This window comes from Shinella sp. OV683, assembly GCF_057787725.1.
The window spans coordinates 5,254,064-5,277,647 of sequence record NZ_CM173543.1 but is presented as its reverse complement, the minus strand read 5'-3'; the positions used below and the strand labels follow the sequence as shown (position 1 = coordinate 5,277,647).

The following is a 23,584-nucleotide window of genomic DNA, read 5'->3' as shown; positions in this document are numbered from 1 at the left end:
ACACGCAGCATGAGATCACGCGCCTCAAACAAAAATGCCGCGCCCTCTCGGACGCGGCAGTTTGATCTTGTTGTAGCGAACCGCCTTATTCGGCGGGTTCGTCGACCGGAGCCGGGGTGTCCGCAGCGACAGCGCCTTCAGCCTTCGGCTGGCGCGGCGTGCGGCGCGGTCGGGCCGGGGCGCGGCGGCGCGGCTGGGACTGCTCGGCATTCTCCTGCGCCGATGTCTCCTGCTCGATTTGAACTTCCGCTGGCGTGCCTTCAAACACCGGCTGAGGCGTCGAAGCGTCGATCACGATTGGCTGTGGCTGCTGCTGCGGCACTTGGTGCTCGTTGCGGCGCGGTGCCTGTTGCTGATGCTCGCGACGAGGTGCCTGCTGCTGATGTTCACGACGTGGCGCCTGCTGTTCGGCGGGCTGCATATCGCTGTCCGACGTACCGTTCGATGAATTTTCATTGTCGTTGCTGTCGCTGTCGTCGTCTTCGCGCTCATTGTAGTCTTGGCGCTCGGATGAGAACTCCTGGCGTTCGTCGCGCTGGAAGCGCTCCTGATACATCGCCTGGGCGGCCGCAATGATGCGATTGTAGTGTTCGGCGTGCTGGAGATAGTTTTCGGCCATCACCCGGTCGCCCGAACTGGTCGCATCGCGCGCCAGCGTCATGTATTTCTCGGCAATGCTCTGTGCAGTGCCGCGAACCTTTACATCGGGACCGGAACTGTCATAGCTCCGCGTCAGCGGATTCTGGCCCTTGCGCTGGTTGTTGTTGTTATTATTGTTATTGTTGTTGCTGCCACCACCGCCGTTATTGTTACGACCGCGGCTGCGCTGCTTCTGCTGTTGTTGTCCAGGCCTCATCAATCACTCACCCGAAAATTGCGGTTTCCATTGCGAACCATCCGTGCCCGACCTCCGCCGCGGTTCAGGCTCACCTGATCCTTGGCTGAAGCGTCGCGGACGCCGCTGATCCCGGAATCAATCCAAAAATCCAGAGTCCAGCACCAGTTCCGTTAAAGCCGGTAATTTCTCTTGAGATAACCCAAAGCGCGACAGTCCATCTTCGAATCATTTGATTTCTTTGGAAGTCGCCCGGTGCTGCCTTGGAACCTAGACCGCTTTTTGCGCGAATCCAAGCCTTTTCTTTGGCCAGATTGCGAAAAAAGCAGGAATTCAGATAAACCATTCACATTTCACTGCGAAACGCCTGAACCCGGTCGTTTCCACCGTAATCCTTAACGGTAAAGACCTGCGCGAAACTGTTTTTTTCGAAGATCGCCTTCACCTCATCGTGCTGGTCGAAGCCGGTTTCAACGGCAATCAACCCTTTCTCGGAGAGATGGTTTTTGGCTTCCTTCGCAATAGCCCTGTAGGCGTCGAGCCCGTCTTCACCGCCATCGAGGGCGATCAAGGGGTCGTGTTCGCGCACTTCGCGGTCGAGCAGCGGAATGGTTCCGCTACTGATATAGGGAGGGTTCGAGACGATTACATCATATCGCCCGGAAATATCTTCAAACCAGCTGCTCTGCACCGCCTCGAAGCGATCGCCAAGACCATTGGCGGCGGCATTCTCGACCGCCGTCCTGAGTGCATCCTGGGAGACATCGACGCCCGTGCCTCGCGCATTGGGCAATTGCGACAAAAGTGCCAGGCAGATCGCACCGGTGCCGGTGCCAAGATCGAGGATGCTGAGGGGTTCGTCTTCCCGACCCTTCAACGCATCGAGCACCGCATCGACAAGAATCTCCGTATCCGGGCGCGGCTCGAGCGTGCCCGCGCTGAGCTTCAGCTCCAACCCGTGAAACCCCCGCGATCCGAGGATGCGGTAGGGCGGCTCGCCACGTGTGCGGCGGCCGACGGCATCATGAATGCGGGCTTCGTCGTCGAGCGCGAGCTGCATGTCGCCCCGCGTGATCAGCTCAGTACGCGACAGGCCGAGCAAGCCGCCCACGAGGATGCGTGCCTCGGCGGCTGGATCCTCGACGCCCGCAACCGACAGGCGGTTGCGGATCTGGTTCATCGTCTCCGCAAGCGAGGTCATGGCCTAGTTGTCACTGCCGAGCCGGGCGAGTTCACCGGCCTGGTAGTCCGCAATCAGCGCATCGACGACTTCGTCGAGATCGCCGGCAATGATCCGGTCCAGCGAATAGAGCGTCAGGTTGATGCGATGGTCGGTAAGCCGTCCCTGCGGAAAATTATAGGTGCGGATACGTTCGGAACGATCGCCCGAACCGACCTGGCTCTTGCGGTCGGCCGAGCGGGCATTGTCGATCTTCTGCCGTTCCATGTCGAACAGCCGCGAGCGCAGCACCGCCATCGCCTTGGCGCGGTTCTGGTGCTGGGATTTTTCCGAGCTCGTCACCACGATGCCACTCGGCAGATGGGTGATGCGCACCGCCGAATCCGTCGTATTGACGTGCTGGCCGCCGGCGCCTGACGAGCGCATCGTGTCGATGCGGATGTCCTCGTTGCGGACTTCGATATCGATGTCTTCGGCTTCCGGCAACACGGCCACGGTCGCCGCTGAAGTATGGATGCGGCCCTGCGATTCGGTCGCTGGCACCCGCTGCACGCGATGCACGCCGGATTCGAATTTGAGCTTGGAAAACACCCCGCGGCCGGAAATCTCGGCAATGACTTCCTTGTAGCCGCCAGCCTCGCCTTCGCTTTCAGACAGCACTTCGACCTTCCAGCCCTTAGTCGAGGCATAGCGCTCGTACATCCGGAACAGGTCGCCGGCAAACAGCGCTGCCTCGTTGCCGCCGGTGCCGGCGCGGATTTCGACGATCGCGCTACGCTCGTCCGCCGCGTCCTTGGGCAGCAGCTGAATCAGCATCTCTTTTTCGAGCTCTTCGATCCGTTCCTGGATTTCCGGCAGCTCCATTTCGGCGAGGTCGCGCATCTCGCGGTCCGTGCCGGAATCGGCGAGCATGGCCCTGATACCGGTCAGCTCGTCGCTGGCCCGGTTATAGTCGCGGATCTTGCCGACAACAGGCTGCAGCTCGGCATACTCGGCGGCCAGCTTGACATAGACATCCGCCGCCGGACCCTCGCCCATGCGTGCCTCGACCTCCTGGTAGCGGCGTTCGAGGTCTCTCATCTTGTCAAGCGGAAGCGTGGCCACGTCGGTCCTATTTCACAGCGGGATATTGTTGGTTTCGGCGAAGCGCTTGAGGATTTCCCTCATCGGCACGTCACCGGCCGGGCTGTCCAGCGCCTCGGTCATCACCTGGTTGAGCGCCGTCGTGTCGAGCCCGAGCAGCATCGCCTTGACCGGACCGATCGACGCCGGCGACATCGATACCGAACGGAAGCCGATGCCGAGCAGCGCCATTGCCGAGAGCGGCTTGCCGGCCATCTCGCCGCACAGCGTCACCGTCGTCTTGTTGCGCTCGCCAGCGCGCACGATGTCGCGCAGCAGCCTGAGGAACGGCCGGCCGAGAATGTCGAAGCGATCGGACACCCGCGCATTGCCGCGATCCACCGCCATGGCAAACTGGAAGAGGTCGTTGGAGCCGACCGAGACGAAATCCACCTCCGCCATCAGCTCATCGAGCTGCCAGAGCAGCGCCGGCACTTCCAGCATCGCGCCATATTGCAGCTTGCGCGGCAAGGGATGGGCGAATTTCGACAGGTGCTGCACTTCCTTCTGCAGCAGCGCCCGCACTGCCTTCAGCTCCTCGACCTCGGTGACCATGGGAATCATGATCTTGAGTTCGGTACCGGCGGCAGCCTTCAGCAGCGCGCGCAGTTGCGTCCGCAGCAAGCCGGGCCGGTCAAGCGCCAGGCGAATTGCCCGCCACCCAAGGGCGGGGTTCTCTTCCTTGATCGCCTGGAAATACGGAACGACCTTGTCGGAACCGATATCGAGCGTCCGAAACGTCACCGGCCGGCCAGCGGCCTGCTTGATGACGCTGCGATAAAAAGCTTCCTGTTCCTCACCGCGCGGCATGGTCGAGGCGATCATGAACTGCAGCTCGGTCCGGAACAGCCCGATGCCCTCGGCACCCGATTCCGCCAGCTGCGGCAGATCGACCAGCAGGCCGGCATTCATGTTGAGGCTGATGCGCTTGCCGTCGCGCGTCACCGGCTCGACCGAGCGAAGCGCGCGGAACTGTTCCTGCCGGCGGGCGCGGAAGCGGGCCTTTTCCTCGTAAGCCTTCTGCACGTCCTGTGCGGGCCTGAGATGCACCTTGCCGTCCTCGCCGTCAATGATGACGGCATCGCCCTTTTCAGCCAGCCCGACAACACCCTCTGCCTGGCCGACGACCGGAATGCCCATGGCCTTGGCGACTATGACCACATGACTGGTAATGGCGCCTTCCTCAAGCACCAGGCCGCGCAGATTGGCACGCGGATAATCGAGCAGCTCGGCCGCACCCATGGCGCGGGCAATGACGATCGCATCGTTGGGAAATTCTTCGCCCGCCGCATGCGCCCCGAAACCGGAGAGCTGCCGCAGCAGCCGGTTGGCGAGATCGTCGAAATCATGCATCCGCTCGCGCAGATAAGGGTCCGTCAGCCGCATCATCCGGGCGCGCGTCTCGTTCTGGACGCGCTCGACAGCCGCTTCGGCGGTGAGACCGTTGCGGATCGCCTCTTCCAGCTTGCGCACCCAGCCGCGATCATGCGCAAACATCCGGTAGGCTTCCAGCACCGCCCGGTGCTCGCCTTCCATCGACACTTCGCGCCGCGAGAGCATGTCGTCGATATGGATGCGCAACGAACCAAGTGCCTCGCCGAGCCGGTTGAGCTCGAGTTCGACATCTTCGTTCAGCAGGTTGGTGACCACGACACGCGGATCGTGCAGCACGACATAGCCCAGCCCGATACCATCGCCATAGGCGTCGCCGTCGACTGTAACGGGGCGGGAGAGATCGAGTTCCTGACCCGGCTTGGTAAGCTTCTTGAGCTCGCCCGACGCCACCATTTCGGCGAGCACCATGGCGATGGTCTCGAGCGCCTCGACCTCGTCGTCGCTGTAATGGCGCTGGGCGCGGTTCTGCACGACGAGAACGCCGAGCGAACGGCCGGCGCGCAGGATCGGCACGCCGAGGAACGAGTGGTAGAGTTCTTCGCCGGTTTCCGGCAGGTATTGGAAGGCGGGATGTGCCTGGGCGTCGGAAAGATTGAGCGGCTGGGCCGATGCGGCGATGGTACCGACAAGGCCTTCGCCCATCTTCAATTGCGCTAAGTGGACCGATTCCTTGTTCAGGCCTTCGGTCGCATAGAGTTCGAGCACGCCGTCAGCACGCAGCACGTAGACGGAGCAGACCTCCGCCACCATGTTGCGGGCGATCTGCATGACGATCCGGTCGAGCCTGTCCTGCGGATCGAGCGGCTCGGCGGAAAGTTCCCGCAATCGTCTCAGCAGGATGCGAGGACCGGCAGCTAGGTCTCTGATCACTGGGCGCCCTTCTGAATTGCAACATCAAGAAGAGGGCTTACCGCAGATCGAGAAGATTCGCCTACTGCCAAAGCCCTCCAGGCTCAAACTATTTCTTATCGAGTCCGTAGGCCGAATGCAAAGTGCGTACGGCCAGTTCACCATAGGCGCCATCGATCAAAATTGAAATCTTGATTTCAGACGTCGTGATCGCCTTGATGTTGATGCCCTTTTCGGCCAGCGCCTTGAAGGCGGTAGCGGCAACGCCCGCATGGCTGCGCATGCCGACGCCGATGACCGACACCTTGACCAGGCCCGACTCGCTCTGGATGACGTCGAAGCCGACGGTTGGCTTCTGCTCGTCCAGTACCTTCAGCGCCTTGTCGAGATCGCCGGTGGGCACGGTGAATGTCATGTCGGTGCGCGAACCGTCTTCGGAGATGTTCTGCACGATCATGTCGACATTGATGTGGGATTCGGCCAGCGGCCCGAAGATGGCAGCGGACACGCCCGGCCGGTCGGCGACGCGGCGCAGCGAAATCTGGGCTTCATCCTTGGCATATGCGATGCCGGTTACGACTTCCTGTTCCACGATTTCTTCCTCATCACAAATCAGCGTACCGGGGGGATTTAGGAAATCACCCATGCCCGGCGCATCGGGATCCTCGAATGACGAGCGCACGAAAGTGCGCACCTTGAATACCATGGCCAGTTCGACGGAGCGAACCTGCAGGACCTTGGATCCGAGTGATGCCATTTCCAGCATTTCCTCGAATCCGACCTTCTTCAGGCGCCGCGCCTTCGGCTCGATGCGCGGATCAGTCGTATAGACACCATCGACATCGGTGTAGATATCGCAACGGTCAGCCTTGACAGCGGCGGCAATCGCCACAGCCGAGGTATCCGAGCCACCGCGGCCGAGCGTGGCGATCCGGTTATCCGGGCCGAGACCCTGGAAGCCGGCAACAACGGCTACCTGGCCCTCGCCCATGCGCTTGATGATTTCCGAACCGTCGATCTCGAGGATGCGGGCCGCGCCATGGGTGTTGTCGGTGCGGATCGGGATCTGCCATCCCTGCCAGGAGCGGGCATTGATGCCCATCGACTGCAGCGTGATTGCCAGCAGGCCTGATGTCACCTGTTCGCCAGAGGCAACCACGGCGTCATATTCGCGGGCATCATGCATGGCGTCGGCGGCCTTGGTCCAGCCCACCAGCTCATTGGTCTTGCCGGACATGGCGGAGACGACCACCGCCACCTCGTGGCCGGCGTCGACCTCGCGCTTGACGTGACGGGCGACATTGCGGATGCGGTCGATATCGGCGACCGACGTTCCGCCGAACTTCATGACGATGCGTGCCATTCTCTTTACGTTTCCAGTCCCTTTGCGCGCCTGGGATGGATCGGCCTTGGCACGCCCGCTTTCTCAACCCCGCCATCGGGCGGATTTGGCGGTCTCTTAGCGGAAGAAGATCAGGGATTCAATGGTTCGTATCTGCCTCAGAACTTTTAGCCCCGTTTGTGCGGCGCCTTCCTTCCTACAGGTCTTTTCCTTTCCGCGATTGAATTCACTTCGCCGTCTTCGACCGAGGGTGGGGAACCTTGCAAATTCTCTGACGCCACTTCGGGTGGACCACTTATGATTTTAACACTTACTTTCGGCTCCGGCGCCGCTACGAAATCCAACCCAAAAATCTCGCGATACTTTGCTAGGAACTCTGGAGTTTTGCGCGTCTTAAAAAAAACCGGCCACTCCCTGAAATCTTCTATTGTGATATCCTCCTGAAGATCCACTTTGTCCATAAGGGTGCAAACCTCCTGAATATCCCCAAGCACTGAGGCCTTGCACAGGCAAAACACATTATTTGCGGACGACCAATCTTCGGCACTAATTACTGCTTTTGCTCCGTCAGCATCGTCATCCAACCTACATGCGTTTGCTAGATTAATTGCATACATCTTCTTATCTGAATCTGACGCACTCTTCTTATATATATATCTGCCAAAAAACTGTAATAAGCACGCGAAAACTTATAACGCCTATTTATCAGCATTCCATACCCCGTATTGAGTATAGTTTTGTTGGCCTCGTCGCTCTCCGTCTTAAACAATTTACGCCAAACCAGCTGATGAACCAACGTTCCGCCAATAAAAACTCTCTGGATTGCTCTATCGATATACTCGTTGTCTACGTTTATTACTTCTCCAATATTTCCGTACGAGTCGCCGTACCGATCAATGAAATTCTTATTAACTCTTCCGTTATTATGTACGAACAAATTTCTTCTATCGATTATCTCCTTGATATCATTAAAAAATATCAATTTATCCTGAATATTTTTTTCTCCGATGCGCACGCCAATCCATTTTAGTTGTCCTGATATATTCTCATAAAGCAAACGCTCTATTTCTGAGTCTACAAGTTTGGTCTTGAGCTCTTCAATACTGGACGATTCCAAAACGCTGAACACTTCGACCTTCTTATCTTCGCCGAATGCCGCGCGTGGATTTGTTTCGATAATTTTCCTGATAATATTCGAGATAAAAAACTCGAAGCTCGTTACAACGGATATCAAAATACTGCGTACGAACGTCTTGTGGTAATGAAACGCGCTAGATAATTTGTCGTGTATTCTTTTGTACTCGCGATATTGTTCAGATGTCAGCTCATATAGAATCTCATCTTCAGTTATCTTTTCACGATGACATTTATCCAGATGACTTTGGATAGCGCCTGACCACATATTTATTGTGATAGCGGAGGTCATCTCGGCCAATACGGGCGAGAAGTCCAAAATTGAGTACATCGAATCTACGAAATCTCCGTAGATTAAATCCATGTCAAATATGACTATATTTCCGTTGGAATCAAATTTGCTTCGATCAAAATACCTTTTCTCCGAGCCATCTAATTGATAATTGTTATTGCTGCCAAACTGACGCCTTGTGGCAATTCCATCTTTTCGAAATTCTCTTATGTAATACTTCATCAGAACCCATCCCATAGAAGACAAATGTTATTCGCCGTCATATCCCCGCCGAGCACCCAATTCGTTCAATAAAATCTTGATTAGAGTGGCCTACGGCGGGCAAAGAAAATGCCACGATCCATCATGCATTTTCAAATTGAAGATCGCGGCGTTGGTCATGGAAAAAGTCTATCAAAGTAAAGGTGGTTTGCAACACCTAGTTGATGATCACGCCGGAGCCATCGGCAAATTCGACGCTGTCGACGCAGGCGATCACATCCACATCGTTCTTGGTTCTGGCGAGCAGCCGCTTGTTGGCTTCGGTCGCAGGTTCGGCATAGACGATGACGGTCTCACCCTTGGCTTCAACGACGTCGGCAAGGCGGATCTGGATCCGTGTCACCGGTTGCATGCCCTGGTCGACGAATTCGACTGTGCCGCCAACGCCCTTGATCGCTTTTTCATGGCCAGACTTCAGCGTGACGGTGAACTGGATCTTGTCGCCCGTGGCCTCGGCTCGCCAATCTTTCACGCCCAGCACGGTGGCAGAGCGGAGCCCGCAATAATCCTTGGCCTGTGCTGCGGTGGACACCCAAAGACCGAGCAATGCGACGACAATAGCAATGAGATACATTTTCATAAGTATTCCCCAGTAATCGATATGATTGTCCCGCAATGCCGAAACGGGTGGGTGTGGGGAATTATTCGGTAGGATGGGATTGGCGGTGCGTCGGTGACCAGCACCTATTGTCCAGAGTCCTTTCGCCTCATGACCCCCGCTCTTGCGATTTCTAACACTTAAGCTTTGCGAGCCACGTCGCACTCGCCTAACCGTTTCCAGACGCAAAGCTTAAGAGTTGAAATCGCTTTCTCGGCCGCCAGGGGCGAGATAGAAGCTCGCGGTTCTCGCCCGCCAAAATTCGATGTCGAGATTGCAGCACGAGGGTGCAGCAGGTTTATCTCGCCCCTGGCGGGCGAGAAAGCAATTTCAGTATTTAGCTTGAGCGAACGAGACGCGTCCGCACGCTGGGCAGCCAACGCGAAAGCTAAGTGCTAGAAATTGCCAGAGCGGGGGTCGGGAGGCAATTGGCCAGCAACCGTTCGAATTGAGATACACCAACATACTCAATGCCTTATCCGCCAATATCCCCGCCCTCTTCACCTCGCATATACTGATCCCCGTCCCATCACGGATACACCATGAGGCGTCATGGCGAGGTGGGGCCGGTGACCGGTTGGAGAGGATGACGTAAATTCTCTTATCGGGGGCCTGCGAGAAACGGAGACCCCTTCGGAGGCGCTCGAAAGAGCGCGGCTGGCCGCGGGCGTGCCTCAGAGGCACACATCTCCCCACCGGGCGCACTGTCGCGGTGGGGAAGCAGAGCTCCAGGTTCGCAGGTAAAAACCACCGAAGCGGGGCGCATTATGCGCCACATATAAATTACTGAACGAGGCACGTAATGCGCCCCGGCCGGCCCTAACGGGCCAAGAGAATGGAAATGCCGCATGCCACGGACGGAATCCCGCCGCGTGAACGCTCTTGACATCTTGGAATCAGTAATACCGGCGATCTGCCTCATACTTGTCCCGCAACTTTCGAAAGAACGCTGTGATGGGAACTCCGAATAAGACCTGCAAAAACAGAACGCTGAAGAAGCCAACTTTCAAGTCGAGACCAAAAACAAGGTGTAACGCCACAACAAGCAGAAGCCCTATCAACGCATTGGTTTGGGAGCTGAGAGGACCAGTCAGAAGCCAGAACAGCAGTCTCATTAGGAAACCCATCGAGGATCGTTGTGTCAGTGGCAACTTGGCGCAAAGATCCTAAAAACTCAAAAACTGAATAGTTAAACTCCCTCGCCAACCGCCGCCTTGATCAGTGCCTTGGCATCGTCGCTTTCCCAGGCCGCCGGGCCGTTGAGCGCACCCAGCATGCAGCCCTTGCCATCGACCAGCACGCTGGCGGGCAGGCCCATGGCGACGCCGGCCTTTTTCAAGGTGTTGAAGCTCGCCAGCCCGCCATCGTGATAGAGCGCCAGCGCATCGATCTTGGTCTCGGCCAAAAATTCCTTGGGCTTGGTCTGGTCGTCGCCATTGTCGAGATTGATCGCAGTCACCTGGAATTTTGGGCCGCCCAGGGCTTTCTGCAGACCATTGAGCGCCGGCATTTCCTCGCGGCACGGCACGCACCATGTCGCCCAGAGATTGACGAGCTGTACCTTGCCGGCAAAGTCTGTGAGCTTGACGTCCTTGCCCTCGCCATTCTTGAAGGCCGGCAGCAGCAGCGCCGTCGAATTGGCCGACGGCACGAAAGCGGCCACCTGACCCCTCGCAAACGGCGTCAGCCGGGCAATCGCAGCTGCGGCCGGCGCACAATCGACGCTGGCGACCTGATCAACGCCATTGCCATTGGCCGTCTCCTTCATGTAAACGGCGACACCACCGGCGATGATGCCCGCAAGGGCCGCGATTGCCACCAGTTTCATCGAGGGGAAGAGGCTCGGCTTCTTGTCCTGCATTCGGTTCACTCTCGTATCTCTCAAGGCGCGCCATGTCCGACGGCAATTCCAATTCTTCTTCCAACCAGATGTGGGGCGGCCGCTTTGCCGCCGGTCCTTCCGCGATCATGGAGGAGATCAACGCCTCGATCGGGTTCGACAAGAAGCTCTACGCCCAGGACATCCAGGGCTCGATCGCCCATGCCACGATGCTGGCCGCACAGGGCATCATCACCTCGGCCGATCGCGACCAGATCGTCCAAGGCTTGAAACAGATAGAGACCGAGATTGAAAGCGGCAAGTTCGAATTCTCACGCAAACTTGAAGACATTCATATGAATGTCGAATCCCGGCTCGCGACGCTAATCGGCCCGGCCGCTGGACGCCTCCACACCGCCCGCTCGCGCAACGACCAGGTGGCGCTGGATTTCCGCCTCTGGGTCAAGGCCGAGATGCAGAAGACCGAAAAGATGCTAACCGGCCTGATCGGTGCCTTCCTCGACAAGGCCGAACAGCACGCCGCCACCGTCATGCCGGGCTTCACCCATCTGCAGACCGCCCAGCCCGTCACTTTCGGCCATCATTGCATGGCCTACGTGGAGATGTTCGGACGCGACCGCAGCCGCGTCCGCCACGCCATAGAGCATCTCGACGAGTCCCCTATCGGCGCAGCTGCCCTTGCCGGCACGCCCTATCCGATCGACCGGCACATGACCGCCAAGGCACTCGGTTTTCGCGAGCCGACCCGCAATTCGATCGACACCGTTTCGGATCGCGACTTCGCGCTGGAGTTCCTGTCGATTGCGGCGATCTGCGCCGTGCATCTGTCGCGCTTTGCCGAGGAAATCGTTATCTGGACGACGCCGCAATTCGGCTTCGTGCGCCTGTCTGACGCGTTTTCGACCGGCTCCTCGATTATGCCGCAGAAGAAGAACCCCGATGCCGCCGAACTGGTGCGCGCCAAGACCGGCCGCATCAACGGTTCGCTGGTCGCACTCCTGACCATCATGAAGGGCCTGCCGCTCGCCTATTCCAAGGACATGCAGGAAGACAAGGAACAGGTGTTCGACTCCGCCGAGAACCTCGAGCTGGCAATCGCCGCCATGACCGGCATGGTCGCCGACCTCACCGTCAATGAAGCGAAGATGAAGCAGGCAGCGGGCTCCGGCTATTCGACAGCCACCGATCTCGCGGACTGGCTGGTGCGCACGGTTGGCCTGCCCTTCCGCGATGCCCACCACGTGACCGGCCGTGTCGTGGCGCTCGCTGAAAGCAAGGGCTGCGATCTCGCCGACCTCTCGCTCACCGAATTGCAGGCGATCCACCCCGAGATCACCGACGCGGTCTACGATGTCGTCACCGTCGAGGCCTCGGTCGCCTCGCGCAAAAGCTTCGGCGGCACGGCACCCGACGAGGTGCGCAAGCAGATCGCCTGGTGGCGGGCGCGGAACTAAACCACGGCATTTGCAAATAACAGGGGCGGCCGAACCGTTACAGATCAGCCGGATAGCATCTCATCCGGCCCTGCCGGTTCGGCCACTCTGTTAAAGGAATTGCCTTGTGAATATTTCCAGATCGATGCTGCTGTTCTTCATTGTCCTGATGCCTGTTCTTGTAGTTGTCAGTGGCTGCGGCACCCGCAACGGCGGCAATCTGATCGTCAACCGGCTGATGTAATATCTGCGGTGCATGCCCATCTTGGCAATGATCGATCTTGTTAATGGGTCCATCATCAGATTAGGGATGCCAAGCGCATCAGAATTGACTATGACTGGCGCCAAACCAATTGCTGCCTGAAGGATAACCATGCTGGCCTCGCTTCGAACATTCCTCGCTCCAGTCATTTTCATGGCCTGCGCCGGGCTGGCTCTGTCCGGCTGCGGCCGCAAGGGCGATCTCGATGTGCCGGGCGCGCCGCCAACTGCCAAGACCGACAACAGTTTCAGCAGCACCAGCACGACGCCCAAGCCGAAACCCAAGGTAGAGGACCGCCCGTTCTTCCTTGATCCGATACTTTAAGGCCTGAAACCCGTGAATCATTTTGAATACAGGAACGGCGTTCTGCACGCCGAAAACGTTGCTGTCCCGGAGATCGCCGCTGCGGTCGGGACACCCTTCTATCTCTATTCCACGGCCACGCTCGAGCGCCATGTCCGCGTCTTCCAGGAAGCCTTTGCCGATGTCGATTCGCTGACCTGCTACGCGATGAAGGCCAATTCCAACCAGGCGGTGCTGAAGACGATCGGCCGCATGGGCGCCGGCATCGACGTGGTGTCCGAGGGCGAATTGCGCCGGGCGCTGAAGGCCGGCATTCCCGCCAACCGCATCATGTTCTCCGGCGTCGGCAAGAAGCCGCGCGAGATGGACTATGCGCTCGACGCCGGCATCTATTGCTTCAATGTCGAAAGCGAGCCGGAACTCGAAGTGTTGAATGCACGCGCGCTCGCCAAGGGAAAGAGGGCGCCCGTCTCCTTCCGCATCAATCCGGATGTCGACGCCAAGACCCATGCCAAGATCTCGACCGGCAAGAAAGAAAACAAGTTCGGCATCGCCTATGAGCGGGCGCGATCGATCTACAAGCATGCCGCGACACTGGCCGGCATCGAAGTCACCGGCATCGACATGCATATCGGCAGCCAGATCACCGAGCTGCAACCCTTCGACGACGCCTTCAAGCTGCTGCGCGAACTGGTGGAGACGCTGCGCGCCGATGGTCATCTTATCGAACATGTCGACATCGGCGGCGGCCTCGGCATCCCCTACAAGCTCGACAACGATCCGCCGCCGAACCCCGACGCCTACGCCACGGTCGCCAAGAACCAGCTCAAGAGCCTCAACTGTAAGATCGTCACCGAACCCGGGCGGCTGATCGTCGGCAATGCCGGTATCCTGGTGACCGAAGTCATCTACGTGAAGGACGGCGGCGAAAAGACCTTCGTGATCGTCGATGCCGCGATGAACGACCTGATCCGCCCGACGCTCTACGAGGCCTGGCATGAAATCGCACCGGTGACGATCCAGGCTGCGAATGCCCCACGCATCCGCGCCGATGTCGTCGGCCCGGTCTGCGAGACCGGCGACTACCTGGCGCTCGACCGCGAAATGGCGATGCCCAAGCCGGGCGATCTGATGTCGGTGGGCTCGGCCGGTGCCTATGGCGCAGTGCAGGCCGGCGAATACAATTCCCGGCCGCTGGTGCCCGAAGTGCTGGTCAAGGGCGACCAGTTCCACGTCATCCGCCCCCGCCCCACCTACGACGAGATGATCGGCGCCGACAGCCTGCCGGCCTGGCTCGATTGATCAGAGGCCTGCGGCCTTCCGTAGCGCCTCGTTCATCCGGCTCTGCCAGCCTTCACCACCGGCCTTGAAATGCTCGACCACATCCTGGTCGAGCCGGATGCTGACGGGCTGCTTGGGGTGTTCGAGCTTCGGCCGCCCGCCGAGATTCTTGGCAATGCTTTCGGCAAGCTCCGGAAAGACCTCGGCGAAAGGCCGGGCATTCTTGAAATCGTCCTCGGTCCATTCCGGATTGTCGGAAACCGCGTCCCAATCTTCTTTGGTAAAGCCATGCCCCGGTTCGAACTGCTTCAATGTCTTATGTTTTTTGAGCATCAAACAGGCTCCTTTCCTTATCACTGGCCGGACGCATCGAAATGATCGAGATTGCTTCCATACCCAGCGTGGCGAAGATCACCGAGAGCGTTCCATCCGCAAGCCGGCCAATTGCCTGAAAACGGCCATGCTTGGCATTCTTGATCGTGGCTTCGAGGAAAAATGCATCTGTCAGGTCTGCGAAATCGAGACCGTGTTTCTCGAGATTGGCCTCGCGCTTCGGCTCATCCCATGTGATCAACATGGTATTCGTATATACGAAAACATGTCCTCGGTCAATCGGAGACGTCGGACCACCGCACTTGCACTAAAATCATTGTGATCGGTTAATCGCCCGCTTCGCCTCGCCTTTGCCCAAAACAATGCTATGCTTGTGCTTCGTAAGAATTGGCAAAGGCAAGGAATGACGGAGATCGGCAGGCAGGCGCCTGATCCATCGAGAAGCAGATTGAAATGGCGGATCGCCGGCATGCGCGCGGTCGGCTATACGGTGCTGCTGATCGAGCGGTTGCTGATCACGGCTCTTCCGGCGCTCGGCGTTGTCGCTCTTTTTCTCGTCATCAGCTGGTTCGGCCTCTGGCGAATGATGCCCCCACTTGCGAAGGGGGCAGTGACCACCGCGCTGCTCGTGGCATTCGCCGCAACGCTCGTGCGTTTCCGGAATTTTCGCCTACCGGGCCAGTCTTCGATCGACCGGCGGCTGGAGGAAAGAAGCGGACTTGCGCATCAGGCCATAAGCATCCAGACAGATGTCCCGGTCGGCAACGATCCGTTCTCGCTAGCGCTCTGGAAGACCCATCAGCAGCGCATGGCCAAGTCGATCTCGGCCATCGATAGTGGTGGCCCCGCCCCCGATATTGCCCGGCACGACCCTTTCGCGCTACGTGCTCTGGCCGTACTGGGCTTAATCGTCGCCTGGACCTTCTCCTGGTCCAACTATGGCGGCCGCATCGCCGACATGTTCGACTACAGCCGTCAGACCATCGCCGGAACCGGCCTGAGGATCGACGCCTGGGTGACGCCGCCAACCTATACATCAGTCGCACCGATCTACCTCAGCGGCATGCAAGCCAAGGTGCCTGACGAGCCGATCCGCGTGCCGCAGTTTTCCGAACTGACCATCCGCATCAGCGGCAAGGGCAGCGATGCGCCGGTCCGCTTCAATCCCGCTGGCAAGCACGCACCCGTCGTCCTGACCGCCGAAAAGGCCGAGGCGGCCGACGGAAATCAACCAGTCACCGATGAAGGCGCAAGCCACACCTACAAGGTCAAGCTTGCCCGTGACGGCGATGTCAGCGTCGATAGTTTGAGCTTCGCATTCCTGATCACACCGGACAAGCCACCAACGATCAGCTTCTCGAAGGAGCCGGGCAGGGCCGTCAATGGTGCGCTGGAAGTGGCTTTCGAGGCGAAAGATGACTATGGCGTCTCGGAAGCCAGGGCGGAAATCCTGCCGGTTGAAAGCGATGCCGAGGCGATCCCGTTGTTTGCGGCGCCGGAATTCCGGCTCGACTTGCCGGGCGGTGATGCCAAGGACGTCAAGTCGACCGTCAGTCGCGATCTCACCGAGCATCCGCTGTCGGGCAAGAAGGTCCGCCTGACGCTGATTGCCAAGGATGCCGCCGGCGTCGAAGGCCGAAGCGAAACCAAGACCATCGTGTTGCCGGCGCGCTTCTTCAACGAGCCGCTGGCCGGATCGGTTGCGGAACAGCGCCAGATCTTCAGTCTCGACATCAACAAAATCCCCCGGGCGCTGGAACTCAACGAAGCCGCAAGCTTCCGTCCCGAGGACCAGATTCCCAACCTCAATCATTACCTGCTGCTGCAATCGGCCAAGAATCGGCTGAAATTCGCCCAGAGTATTGCCGCTTTGGAAGAGACCTCCGCCTATTTCTGGGATATTGCCCGCTATATCGAGGACGGTGATCTCTCTGCCGCTGAAAAGCGGCTGCGCGATGCGCAGGACAAGCTCGCCGATGCGCTCTCGAAGAATGCGTCGGACGAGGAAATCAAGAAGCTGATGGACGAGTTGCGCAAGGCGATGAAGGACTATCTCTCCGAGATGGCCAAGCGCATGCAAAACCCAGACAATATGCAGATGTCGCGCCAGGCGATGCGCATGATGCGCGCCCAGGATTTCGACAACATGCTGAACCAGCTGGAAAACCTCGCGCGTTCCGGCTCCAAGGACGAGGCACGGAAGCTGCTTTCGGAAATGCAGCGCATGCTCAACAACATGCAGACGGCGCGACCGCGCAACGGCGACCAGCAACAGCAGAATCCGATGCGGGAGCAGATCGACAAGCTCGGCGAGCTGATGCAGAAGCAGCAGAAGCTGATGGAGGATACCCATCGCACCGAGCAGGCACTGCGCGACCGAATGCAGCGCGGCGATCCCACCGATGAGGACGGGCTTTCCGACGACGAGCAGCAGGGCGAGAACCAGCCGCCGCTCACCGAGGACCAGAAGCCGCAGGACAAGGCCGATGGCCAGCAAACGCCCGAGCAGAAGATGACGGCCGACGAGCTGCGACAGGCGCTGAAGGACATGAAGGAGCGCCAGCAACAGCTGCAAGGCGACCTCAAGAAGCTCCAGAAGGGTCTTGCCGATCTCGGCATGAAGCCGATACCCGGCTTCGGTGATGCCGGCAAGGAAATGGGCGAATCAGCGGATGCACTCGACAAGTCGCAGGGCCAGCGTTCCGCTGATGCTCAGGGCAGGGCACTAGAAGCGTTGCGCAAGGGTGCGGGCGATCTGATGCAGCAGATGCAGCAAGCGGGAAAGAATGGCCAGCCGGGCATGCCGATGCCAGGCGGCGAACAGGCTGAGGGCAACGATCCGCTGGGCCGTCGTTCGGGCCAACTCGGCAGCGAAGTCGATGACCAGGTAAAGGTGCCGGACCAGATCGACGTCCAGCGTGCCCGCGAAATTCTCGACCAGATCCGCCGCAAGCTGGGCGACGGCCCAGCCAGCATCATCGAGAAGGAATACCTCGAACGGTTGCTGGATTTGCGGTGAGGTTCAACTCTGCGTCACCCCCTCATCCGGCGCTGCGCGCCACCTTCTCCCCGCTGGGGAGAAGAGACAACTCGCTTCGCCACCTCGCATGATCGCAATCCCGAATATGTAGAGCGGCATTTTTAGGGTGAAGCTATCGACAACGCTCCCTCTTCTCCCCAGCGGGGAGAAGGTGGCCGAAGGCCGGATGAGGGGGTCTGCGGCAGATGAAATTTTACGCCGCCAAAGCCAGCGCCACCGCTTTGCGGATATCAGGCAGTGTAAACGGCTTGGAGACGACATCGACGATTTTTTCCATCAGATCGTCGGCGCGCTCGCGCTGCTCGGCATAGCCGGTCATCAGCAGGATTTTCAGGCCCGGCTGGCTGGCAGAAGCCTTATGGGCAAGCTCGATGCCGTCCATCACCGGCATGCGGATATCGGAAAGCAAGAGGTCGAAACGGCTGGCGCTGAGCGCCTCCAGCCCTTCAGCGCCGTCAGCGGCTTCCACCGTATCATGACCATCCATACGCAGGGCCCGGGCCACGAATGTGCGTAGCGAGTCCTCGTCCTCGGTAATGAGAATGCGTGCCATAGTGTTTACTCCGCTTTAACTGCTGGCGGCAGCTAACACCCCCGGCACTTTGAGAAGGGTAAACGGCAATTAGGATCGGCGGGCTAATTCCGATTATGCTTGCTCAAATCTTTACAGCAGCGCTTTCACGCGTCGCCGGTGACGACGCCGACAAAGGGCAATTCGCGGAAGGCATAAGCGACATCCATGCCGTAGCCGACGACGAAATGATCGGGGCATTTGAAGCCGACATAATCGGCTTCGAGCGTCGTCTGACGCTTGTCATGCTTGTCGAGCAGAACGGCGATCGACACGTGGTTCGCGCCGCGCTCGATCATCAGATCCTTGGCAAACTGCAGCGTCCGGCCCGATTCGAGGATATCGTCGATCAGCAGGATATCACGGCCCTTCACTTCGCTGTCGATGTCCTTGATGATGCGCACGCCCTGCGACACGGTGCCGATGCCATAGCTCGAAAGCGTGATGAATTCGACTTCCGGCGCCAGGCCGACATGGTGCAGCGAGCGGATCAGGTCGGCGGCGAAAATGAACGAGCCCTTGAGGACGGCAATGACCAGCATGTCCTTGGTCGGTCCGGTCGCAATCTGGTCGGCAAGCTCGTCGTTGCGCTTGGCGATCATCTCGGCGGTGAACAGCGGCTCGATTTTTTTGCCGCGAATGACGTGCATACTGGTGCTCCGGTAACTCTAAAATGGGAGCCAGCGTTAACACATGCCTGCCGCGCCCGCATCACTGCGTTTCCGGAATTATCGCGATATCGCCGAATTTTCCACCGGCAAGCTTGAAGCGCCCTGAGAAACGGACAGAAGCCGCGGCATCGATTTTGAGAGATGACGAGGCAATGGTGCCGAATGTGGTCTTGCCATCGCGACTCACGACCCTGAGCCCCGGCGTGACCTTTGCGACGCTCGATCTATTGGTCAGTGTCCCGGTCACCGAGAGGACTTTCATGCCATTGGCATCCTCGCTCTCCACGGAAATATCGCCGATGGTGAAGGGGACGAAAGGCGCTTCAACCACTTTGGCCGAGCTGAGCGCGGAAAAGCCCCCACACAGCCAGAAGACCGCAAAGAACACCGTCACCAGCATGGTGCTGAAGGCCGGCGCCGAGAGTTTTAGCAGCTGGCGTTCGACCACGGCGATCGCGCTGACGGCGACGCGCGTCGCCAGCGGCAGGATCTCGGGCGGCTTGGCTTTGATGCGTGGCCGTGGATTGTCGTTGACCCGGCTCGGCCGGTTCGGCTGACTGCCAATGACTTCGAAGACGGCATCCTCGACAGCAGCGTCACGCGTGGCATCCGGCTCGATGCGTTTGCGGCGCTGAGGCTCCGGCAGCAGGAAGTCTGACGCGTCGATGGTGCGGAAGGCAGTCTTGCGCTGTGCTTGCATGGGGTCGTCCACCGTTCGTTGATGGGGCAAGGCGGATCGAGCCGCAAATGCCGCCATTGAACTTCACGTTTACGAGAAGTAAACTGATATGGTTAATGCTTCGCAAATCACTCGCATTGACGCATTTCCCCTGATTTCGCAGGAACTGGACGAAACATTGATTCATTTCGAAAATGTCGGCCTGCGCTATGGCATGGGGCCAGAGATCCTCAAGGATCTGACATTTGATATTCCGAAAAAATCGTTCCAGTTTCTCACCGGCCCATCGGGCGCCGGCAAGACGACGCTGCTTCGCCTGCTGTTCATGTCGCTGAAGCCGACGCGCGGCCTAATAAAAGTGTTCGGCCGCGACATGTCGGCCATCCCGCAGGCAGAGTTGCCGATGCTGCGGCGTCGCGTCGGTATCGTCTTCCAGGATTTCCGGCTGCTCGACCATCTCACCACCTACGAGAATGTGGCGCTGCCACTCAGGGTGCGCGGCAAGGACGAATCAGGCTATCGCAACGATGTGCTCGAGCTTTTGAAATGGGTGGGTCTCGGTGACCGGATCAACGTGCTGCCGCCGGTTCTTTCTGGCGGCGAAAAGCAGCGCGTGGCAATCGCGCGCGCCCTGATCGACCAGCCCGAGCTGTTGCTGGCCGACGAGCCCACCGGCAATGTCGATCCACCGATGGCCAAGCGCATCCTCAAGTTGTTCATGGAGCTCAATCGCTTTGGAACCGCCGTGGTCATCGCCACCCACGACCTGACGTTGATGGACCAGGTAGAGGCGCGCCGCATGATCCTGACGGCCGGACGGCTAGACCTCTATGACTGACGCCCCATCCGCGCCCGACACCACGAAGAAACAACAGCTGCCGCAACGCGACATAACCTTGCGCCGTATGGCGTCGATCGTGCCGCAGCAGAGTGTCCAGAGCCGTTCGCTGCTGGCGGTGATCGTCATCATGTCGTTTCTGGCCTGCCTGACGATCGGCGCAGTCGGCATGATCCGCGCCACGGCGTCTTCCTGGGCAAGCCAGATTTCGCGCGAGATCACCATCCAGATCAAGCCCGACGACACGATCGACATGGAGAAGGCGCTGGTCCAGGCGCGCGACCTGGCACTGTCCTTCGTCGGCACCAAGAGCGGCAGCATCCTCGACAAGGACGCCACCGCCCGCCTGCTCGAACCCTGGCTCGGCGCGGGCCTGGATATCGACGAATTGCCGGTGCCGCGGCTGGTGATCATCACCATCGACGAGCAGAACCCTCCCGATTTCACCGCCATGCGCACTGAACTGCAGAAGAAGATCCCGCAGGCCTATCTCGACGATCACCGCACTTGGGTCGATCGCTTGGTATCGATGGCGCGGACCACCGTGATCATCGGTTCGGCGGTGTTGGGCCTGGTGTTCTTCGCCATGGTGCTGACCGTAATCTTCGCGACCCGGGGCGCGCTGGCCGGCAATCGGCACATCATCGAGGTGCTGCATTTCGTCGGCGCCGAATCGTCCTTCGTAGCCGAGCAGTTCCAGAAGCACTTCCTGCTGATCTCGCTGAAAGGGGCCCTGGCCGGCGCCTTCCTCGCCGCCTTCTGCTTCGCCGCCGCCGGCTGGTGGCAGACACGCACCATTGCCACCCCGGAAGGCGATCAGGCTGCGGCTCTATTCGGGTCCTTTACGATCGACTGGACCGGCTATGTCGGCATATTCCTGACCATGGTGGTGATCGCAGCGCTCACAACCCTGACGGCACGTTTCACGGTGATGAAGACAATCGACGATATAGATCACATCCGCTCCGACCCCGGCCGGATCGACCAATATCAGCCATGACGAATTCAACGTAGGATGCCTATTTAAAACCCCAAAGTTTGATTAAAATGCGCAAATCATGTCGAATGGCGCTGAAATGAGTGGCGAGGTGAACGACGGGCAAGCGTTTGCTCCCGGCGTCGTCAGTCGGCTTGTGCGCTACTTCCTCAGATTGATCGGCTTTGTCTTGCTGGTTTCATTCGCCGCCTTTTTCGGCGGCTTCCTGATTTTCTACCAGCATGTCGCGACGATGAGCCCGCCTATCCATCCGAAAGCGGATGCGATCGTGGTTCTGACCGGCGGCTACCAGCGCGTCGACCAGGGCGTGCAGCTGCTCGCCAATGGTTCGGGCCAGCGCCTGCTGATCTCCGGCGTCAATCCGGCCACGACAGGCAAGCAGATACGCATGTTGACCCGCAGCCCCACCGATCTCTTCGACTGCTGCGTCGATATCGGCCATGATGCGCTCGACACCGCCGGCAATGCCTCGGAAACCGCTCGCTGGATCAAGGCCAACCACTTCAAGACGGTGATCCTGGTCACCAACAATTATCACATGCCGCGCAGCCTGGCGGAAATCCGCCGTGCCGACGGGCATACCAATTTCATTCCCTATCCCGTCGAAAATGGCCTGTCTCTCAGCGACCTTGCGGCCAAGCCGCTGCTGATCCGCACGCTTGCTTCGGAATATGTAAAGTTCCTGCTGGTCGAAAGCCGCGACTGGATCGGAATTTCGATCTGATCTCCCTTTTCCTTATCCCGTCTATCGGCTAATCAGGGAGCCTCGCCGCTTACCCAGGAAACTTCCGGCATGATCTATCTGCGCTCCGGCCTCTTTCAGCTCGCCTTTTATGTGAGCTTCATCGTCCAGATGATCATCTTCACGCCGATCTATTTCTTCCTGCCGCGTAAAGTCGCCTACAAGATCCCCAAGAACTGGGCAGCCGGCAATCTGTGGCTGGCGGAAAAGATCATCGGCCTGCATTATACGATCGAAGGGCTCGAGAACCTTCCCAAGGGTGGCTACATCATTTCGGCAAAGCACCAGTGCTTCTGGGATACTTTCGCCCTGATCCCGACGCTTCCCGACCCGGTCTACATCCTCAAGCGCGAGCTTCTGTGGATCCCGCTGTTCGGCTGGTATGCCGCCAAGCAGAAGATGATCCCGATCAATCGCGCCGCCAAGAGCCGCGCCATCCCCGAAATGGTCGCCCGCGCCAAGGTGGAACTGGCCCAAGGTCGCGAGCTGATCATCTATCCCGAAGGCACCCGCAAGGCGCCGGGCGACGAGCCGGACTACAAGTATGGCATCGCCCGTCTCTACAGCGACCTCAAGGTTCCGGTCGTGCCGATCGTCATGCATCCCGGCCTGTTCTGGCCGCGGCACGGCTTCATCCGCTATCCCGGTCACGTGAGAATCCGCATCCTCAAGCCGATCGAACCGGGCATGCCGCCGACGGACTTCTTCCGCCATCTCATCGACTATACCGAAACCGCGAGCGACCAGATGCTCCTGCAGACGGTGGCCGAGAACCCGCACGTGCCACTGCCGGAGGTGACGCAGAAGCGTTTGGTGGAGCTTCGCGCCGACAACCAGTCCGTCGCCTGAACCGGGTTTAATCGTAGAGGCACCGGATGTAGTCGCCGGAGCCCTTGGCCCGACGCTCGATCAATCCGGCAAGACGCTTCATGCCCTTGCCGGGCTTCGAGGCAATGCGGGTGATCGGATTGGGCAGCGAGACCGCCAGCAAGGCCGCCTGACGGCGCGTCAACTTCGACGCCGGCACCTTGAAATGATATTGCGACGCCGCCTCGATGCCGTAGATGCCCGGACCCCATTCGGCGATGTTGAGATAGATCTCCATCAACCGCTGCTTGGACCAGACGAAATCGGCGCCAAGGGCCAGCGGCAGTTCCAGCCCCTTGCGGATGAACGACCGTCCGTTCCAAAGGAACAGATTCTTGGCCGTTTGCATCGGAATGGTCGAGGCGCCGCGCGTCGACTCGCCATCCAGCGCATCCTGGATGACCCCATTCATCTGCACCCAGTCGACGCCGTTGTGGATGCAGAACTGGCCATCCTCCGACATCATTACCGCTTGCACGAGATTGGGCGAAATGTCCTCGAACGCTACCCAGCGACGATCATAGCCCTTGAGCGTTGCGAGATCCCAGAGCATCAGGGTCGAGACTGGGTGGACGAACGGCAATGCATAAAGAAGGATCAGCGCACAAGGCAGAAGAGCAAGCGCAATCACCCATTTGACGATCTTTCGGAGACGTTTTCGCATCGGACTGTCAGCGTCTTGCCCTGCCGTGGCCGATGTCTCGGCAACGGGTGACGAC

General features: G+C 59.1%; 24 protein-coding genes. 8 read left to right on the top strand and 16 right to left on the bottom strand.

Features of this window, described 5'->3' with window-relative positions; translation table 11 throughout:
• Nucleotides 1–85: 85 nt before the first annotated feature.
• From ACXHRN_RS25545 to tlpA, 10 genes are all read right to left on the bottom strand, one after another.
• Nucleotides 86–856, bottom strand: a complete 771-nt coding sequence (locus ACXHRN_RS25545) for a DUF4167 domain-containing protein (protein WP_488639066.1) — start codon at nt 854–856, stop codon at nt 86–88.
• 70 nt (nt 857–926) lie between these two features.
• The gene (locus ACXHRN_RS25540) at nt 927–1,181 is read right to left on the bottom strand and encodes a hypothetical protein (protein ID WP_488639065.1); all 255 of its coding nucleotides are present in this window, start codon (nt 1,179–1,181) and stop codon (nt 927–929) included.
• Complete coding sequence (prmC, locus tag ACXHRN_RS25535; protein WP_488639064.1) at nt 1,182–2,036, bottom strand: peptide chain release factor N(5)-glutamine methyltransferase; 855 nt, start codon at nt 2,034–2,036, stop codon at nt 1,182–1,184.
• A 3-nt stretch (nt 2,037–2,039) separates the two neighbouring features.
• Nucleotides 2,040–3,119: a peptide chain release factor 1 gene (gene prfA / locus ACXHRN_RS25530; protein WP_488639063.1), complete on the bottom strand. Its 1,080-nt coding sequence runs from the start codon at nt 3,117–3,119 to the stop codon at nt 2,040–2,042.
• A gap of 12 nt (nt 3,120–3,131) precedes the next feature.
• Nucleotides 3,132–5,399 (bottom strand): phosphoenolpyruvate--protein phosphotransferase, encoded by a 2,268-nt coding sequence (gene ptsP, locus ACXHRN_RS25525; protein WP_488642029.1) that lies wholly within the window; start codon nt 5,397–5,399, stop codon nt 3,132–3,134.
• 91 nt (nt 5,400–5,490) lie between these two features.
• Nucleotides 5,491–6,744, bottom strand: a complete 1,254-nt coding sequence (locus ACXHRN_RS25520) for an aspartate kinase (RefSeq protein ID WP_488639062.1) — start codon at nt 6,742–6,744, stop codon at nt 5,491–5,493.
• A 146-nt stretch (nt 6,745–6,890) separates the two neighbouring features.
• Nucleotides 6,891–7,340, bottom strand: a complete 450-nt coding sequence (locus ACXHRN_RS25515; protein ID WP_488639061.1) for a hypothetical protein — start codon at nt 7,338–7,340, stop codon at nt 6,891–6,893.
• Nucleotides 7,322–8,371, bottom strand: coding sequence for a hypothetical protein (locus tag ACXHRN_RS25510; RefSeq protein WP_488639060.1), 1,050 nt, complete (start codon nt 8,369–8,371; stop codon nt 7,322–7,324). The genes ACXHRN_RS25515 and ACXHRN_RS25510 overlap by 19 nt, the downstream gene beginning before the upstream one ends.
• 196 nt (nt 8,372–8,567) lie before the next feature.
• On the bottom strand, nt 8,568–8,990 hold the full coding sequence (locus ACXHRN_RS25505; protein ID WP_488639059.1) for a hypothetical protein: 423 nt from the start codon (nt 8,988–8,990) through the stop codon (nt 8,568–8,570).
• A gap of 1,207 nt (nt 8,991–10,197) precedes the next feature.
• Nucleotides 10,198–10,869: a thiol:disulfide interchange protein TlpA gene (gene tlpA, locus ACXHRN_RS25500; RefSeq protein WP_488639058.1), complete on the bottom strand. Its 672-nt coding sequence runs from the start codon at nt 10,867–10,869 to the stop codon at nt 10,198–10,200.
• 32 nt (nt 10,870–10,901) lie between these two features.
• Between tlpA and argH the strand changes: the two genes are divergently transcribed.
• The 3 genes from argH (at nt 10,902) to lysA (ending at nt 14,148) form a co-directional block, all read left to right on the top strand.
• On the top strand, nt 10,902–12,302 hold the full coding sequence (argH, locus tag ACXHRN_RS25495; RefSeq protein WP_488639057.1) for an argininosuccinate lyase: 1,401 nt from the start codon (nt 10,902–10,904) through the stop codon (nt 12,300–12,302).
• 352 nt (nt 12,303–12,654) lie between these two features.
• Nucleotides 12,655–12,867, top strand: coding sequence for an LPS translocon maturation chaperone LptM (lptM, locus tag ACXHRN_RS25490; RefSeq protein WP_488639056.1), 213 nt, complete (start codon nt 12,655–12,657; stop codon nt 12,865–12,867).
• Between the two features lie 12 nt (nt 12,868–12,879).
• Complete coding sequence (gene lysA / locus ACXHRN_RS25485) at nt 12,880–14,148, top strand: diaminopimelate decarboxylase (RefSeq protein ID WP_488639055.1); 1,269 nt, start codon at nt 12,880–12,882, stop codon at nt 14,146–14,148.
• Here lysA and ACXHRN_RS25480 read toward each other — a convergent pair whose 3' ends face one another.
• Together ACXHRN_RS25480 and ACXHRN_RS25475 are read right to left on the bottom strand one after the other, a co-directional pair.
• A complete protein-coding gene (locus ACXHRN_RS25480) occupies nt 14,149–14,460 on the bottom strand; it encodes a BrnA antitoxin family protein (RefSeq protein ID WP_488639054.1) in 312 nt (103 codons plus the stop codon).
• The gene (locus tag ACXHRN_RS25475) at nt 14,444–14,704 is read right to left on the bottom strand and encodes a BrnT family toxin (RefSeq protein WP_488639053.1); all 261 of its coding nucleotides are present in this window, start codon (nt 14,702–14,704) and stop codon (nt 14,444–14,446) included. The genes ACXHRN_RS25480 and ACXHRN_RS25475 overlap by 17 nt, the downstream gene beginning before the upstream one ends.
• 159 nt (nt 14,705–14,863) lie before the next feature.
• Here ACXHRN_RS25475 and ACXHRN_RS25470 point away from each other — a divergent pair, with 159 nt between their 5' ends.
• Nucleotides 14,864–17,479, top strand: coding sequence for a TIGR02302 family protein (locus tag ACXHRN_RS25470; protein WP_488639052.1), 2,616 nt, complete (start codon nt 14,864–14,866; stop codon nt 17,477–17,479).
• A 214-nt stretch (nt 17,480–17,693) separates the two neighbouring features.
• Here the strand turns inward: ACXHRN_RS25470 and ACXHRN_RS25465 are convergent, their stop codons facing one another.
• From ACXHRN_RS25465 to ACXHRN_RS25455, 3 genes are all read right to left on the bottom strand, one after another.
• Complete coding sequence (locus ACXHRN_RS25465) at nt 17,694–18,053, bottom strand: response regulator (protein WP_488639051.1); 360 nt, start codon at nt 18,051–18,053, stop codon at nt 17,694–17,696.
• Between the two features lie 125 nt (nt 18,054–18,178).
• The gene (gene hpt, locus ACXHRN_RS25460) at nt 18,179–18,721 is read right to left on the bottom strand and encodes a hypoxanthine phosphoribosyltransferase (protein WP_488639050.1); all 543 of its coding nucleotides are present in this window, start codon (nt 18,719–18,721) and stop codon (nt 18,179–18,181) included.
• Nucleotides 18,722–18,782: 61 nt separating this feature from the next.
• A complete protein-coding gene (locus tag ACXHRN_RS25455; RefSeq protein WP_488639049.1) occupies nt 18,783–19,442 on the bottom strand; it encodes a hypothetical protein in 660 nt (219 codons plus the stop codon).
• A 157-nt stretch (nt 19,443–19,599) separates the two neighbouring features.
• Between ACXHRN_RS25455 and ftsE the strand changes: the two genes are divergently transcribed.
• The 4 genes from ftsE (at nt 19,600) to ACXHRN_RS25435 (ending at nt 22,847) form a co-directional block, all read left to right on the top strand.
• Entirely contained in the window at nt 19,600–20,259 is a 660-nt protein-coding gene (gene ftsE, locus ACXHRN_RS25450; protein ID WP_488639048.1) for a cell division ATP-binding protein FtsE, read from the top strand.
• Nucleotides 20,252–21,259, top strand: coding sequence for a cell division protein FtsX (locus ACXHRN_RS25445; RefSeq protein WP_488639047.1), 1,008 nt, complete (start codon nt 20,252–20,254; stop codon nt 21,257–21,259). Before ftsE ends, ACXHRN_RS25445 begins: the two co-directional genes overlap by 8 nt.
• Nucleotides 21,260–21,317: 58 nt before the next feature.
• Complete coding sequence (locus tag ACXHRN_RS25440) at nt 21,318–21,980, top strand: YdcF family protein (RefSeq protein WP_488639046.1); 663 nt, start codon at nt 21,318–21,320, stop codon at nt 21,978–21,980.
• Between the two features lie 69 nt (nt 21,981–22,049).
• On the top strand, nt 22,050–22,847 hold the full coding sequence (locus tag ACXHRN_RS25435) for a lysophospholipid acyltransferase family protein (protein ID WP_488639045.1): 798 nt from the start codon (nt 22,050–22,052) through the stop codon (nt 22,845–22,847).
• Between the two features lie 7 nt (nt 22,848–22,854).
• On the opposite strand, the gene mtgA is transcribed toward ACXHRN_RS25435, so the two are convergent.
• Nucleotides 22,855–23,529, bottom strand: a complete 675-nt coding sequence (gene mtgA / locus ACXHRN_RS25430; protein WP_488639044.1) for a monofunctional biosynthetic peptidoglycan transglycosylase — start codon at nt 23,527–23,529, stop codon at nt 22,855–22,857.
• Nucleotides 23,530–23,584: the final 55 nt, after the last annotated feature.

What these genes read in the sequence shown, in the direction of transcription:
- ACXHRN_RS25470 (WP_488639052.1), top strand. Translation starts at nt 14,864, where the DNA reads ATGACGGAGATCGGCAGGCAGGCGCCTGATCCATCGAGAAGCAGATTG.
- ACXHRN_RS25465 (WP_488639051.1), bottom strand. Translation starts at nt 18,053, where the DNA reads ATGGCACGCATTCTCATTACCGAGGACGAGGACTCGCTACGCACATTC.
- mtgA (WP_488639044.1), bottom strand. Translation starts at nt 23,529, where the DNA reads ATGCGAAAACGTCTCCGAAAGATCGTCAAATGGGTGATTGCGCTTGCT.
- ACXHRN_RS25480 (WP_488639054.1), bottom strand. Translation starts at nt 14,460, where the DNA reads ATGCTCAAAAAACATAAGACATTGAAGCAGTTCGAACCGGGGCATGGC.
- ACXHRN_RS25445 (WP_488639047.1), top strand. Translation starts at nt 20,252, where the DNA reads ATGACTGACGCCCCATCCGCGCCCGACACCACGAAGAAACAACAGCTG.
- ACXHRN_RS25515 (WP_488639061.1), bottom strand. Translation starts at nt 7,340, where the DNA reads ATGTATGCAATTAATCTAGCAAACGCATGTAGGTTGGATGACGATGCT.
- prmC (WP_488639064.1), bottom strand. Translation starts at nt 2,036, where the DNA reads ATGACCTCGCTTGCGGAGACGATGAACCAGATCCGCAACCGCCTGTCG.
- tlpA (WP_488639058.1), bottom strand. Translation starts at nt 10,869, where the DNA reads ATGCAGGACAAGAAGCCGAGCCTCTTCCCCTCGATGAAACTGGTGGCA.
- ACXHRN_RS25540 (WP_488639065.1), bottom strand. Translation starts at nt 1,181, where the DNA reads ATGGTTTATCTGAATTCCTGCTTTTTTCGCAATCTGGCCAAAGAAAAG.
- argH (WP_488639057.1), top strand. Translation starts at nt 10,902, where the DNA reads ATGTCCGACGGCAATTCCAATTCTTCTTCCAACCAGATGTGGGGCGGC.
- ACXHRN_RS25440 (WP_488639046.1), top strand. Translation starts at nt 21,318, where the DNA reads ATGTCGAATGGCGCTGAAATGAGTGGCGAGGTGAACGACGGGCAAGCG.
- lptM (WP_488639056.1), top strand. Translation starts at nt 12,655, where the DNA reads ATGCTGGCCTCGCTTCGAACATTCCTCGCTCCAGTCATTTTCATGGCC.
- ACXHRN_RS25520 (WP_488639062.1), bottom strand. Translation starts at nt 6,744, where the DNA reads ATGGCACGCATCGTCATGAAGTTCGGCGGAACGTCGGTCGCCGATATC.
- ACXHRN_RS25475 (WP_488639053.1), bottom strand. Translation starts at nt 14,704, where the DNA reads ATGTTGATCACATGGGATGAGCCGAAGCGCGAGGCCAATCTCGAGAAA.
- hpt (WP_488639050.1), bottom strand. Translation starts at nt 18,721, where the DNA reads ATGCACGTCATTCGCGGCAAAAAAATCGAGCCGCTGTTCACCGCCGAG.
- ACXHRN_RS25505 (WP_488639059.1), bottom strand. Translation starts at nt 8,990, where the DNA reads ATGAAAATGTATCTCATTGCTATTGTCGTCGCATTGCTCGGTCTTTGG.
- ACXHRN_RS25545 (WP_488639066.1), bottom strand. Translation starts at nt 856, where the DNA reads ATGAGGCCTGGACAACAACAGCAGAAGCAGCGCAGCCGCGGTCGTAAC.
- ACXHRN_RS25455 (WP_488639049.1), bottom strand. Translation starts at nt 19,442, where the DNA reads ATGCAAGCACAGCGCAAGACTGCCTTCCGCACCATCGACGCGTCAGAC.
- ACXHRN_RS25435 (WP_488639045.1), top strand. Translation starts at nt 22,050, where the DNA reads ATGATCTATCTGCGCTCCGGCCTCTTTCAGCTCGCCTTTTATGTGAGC.
- ACXHRN_RS25510 (WP_488639060.1), bottom strand. Translation starts at nt 8,371, where the DNA reads ATGAAGTATTACATAAGAGAATTTCGAAAAGATGGAATTGCCACAAGG.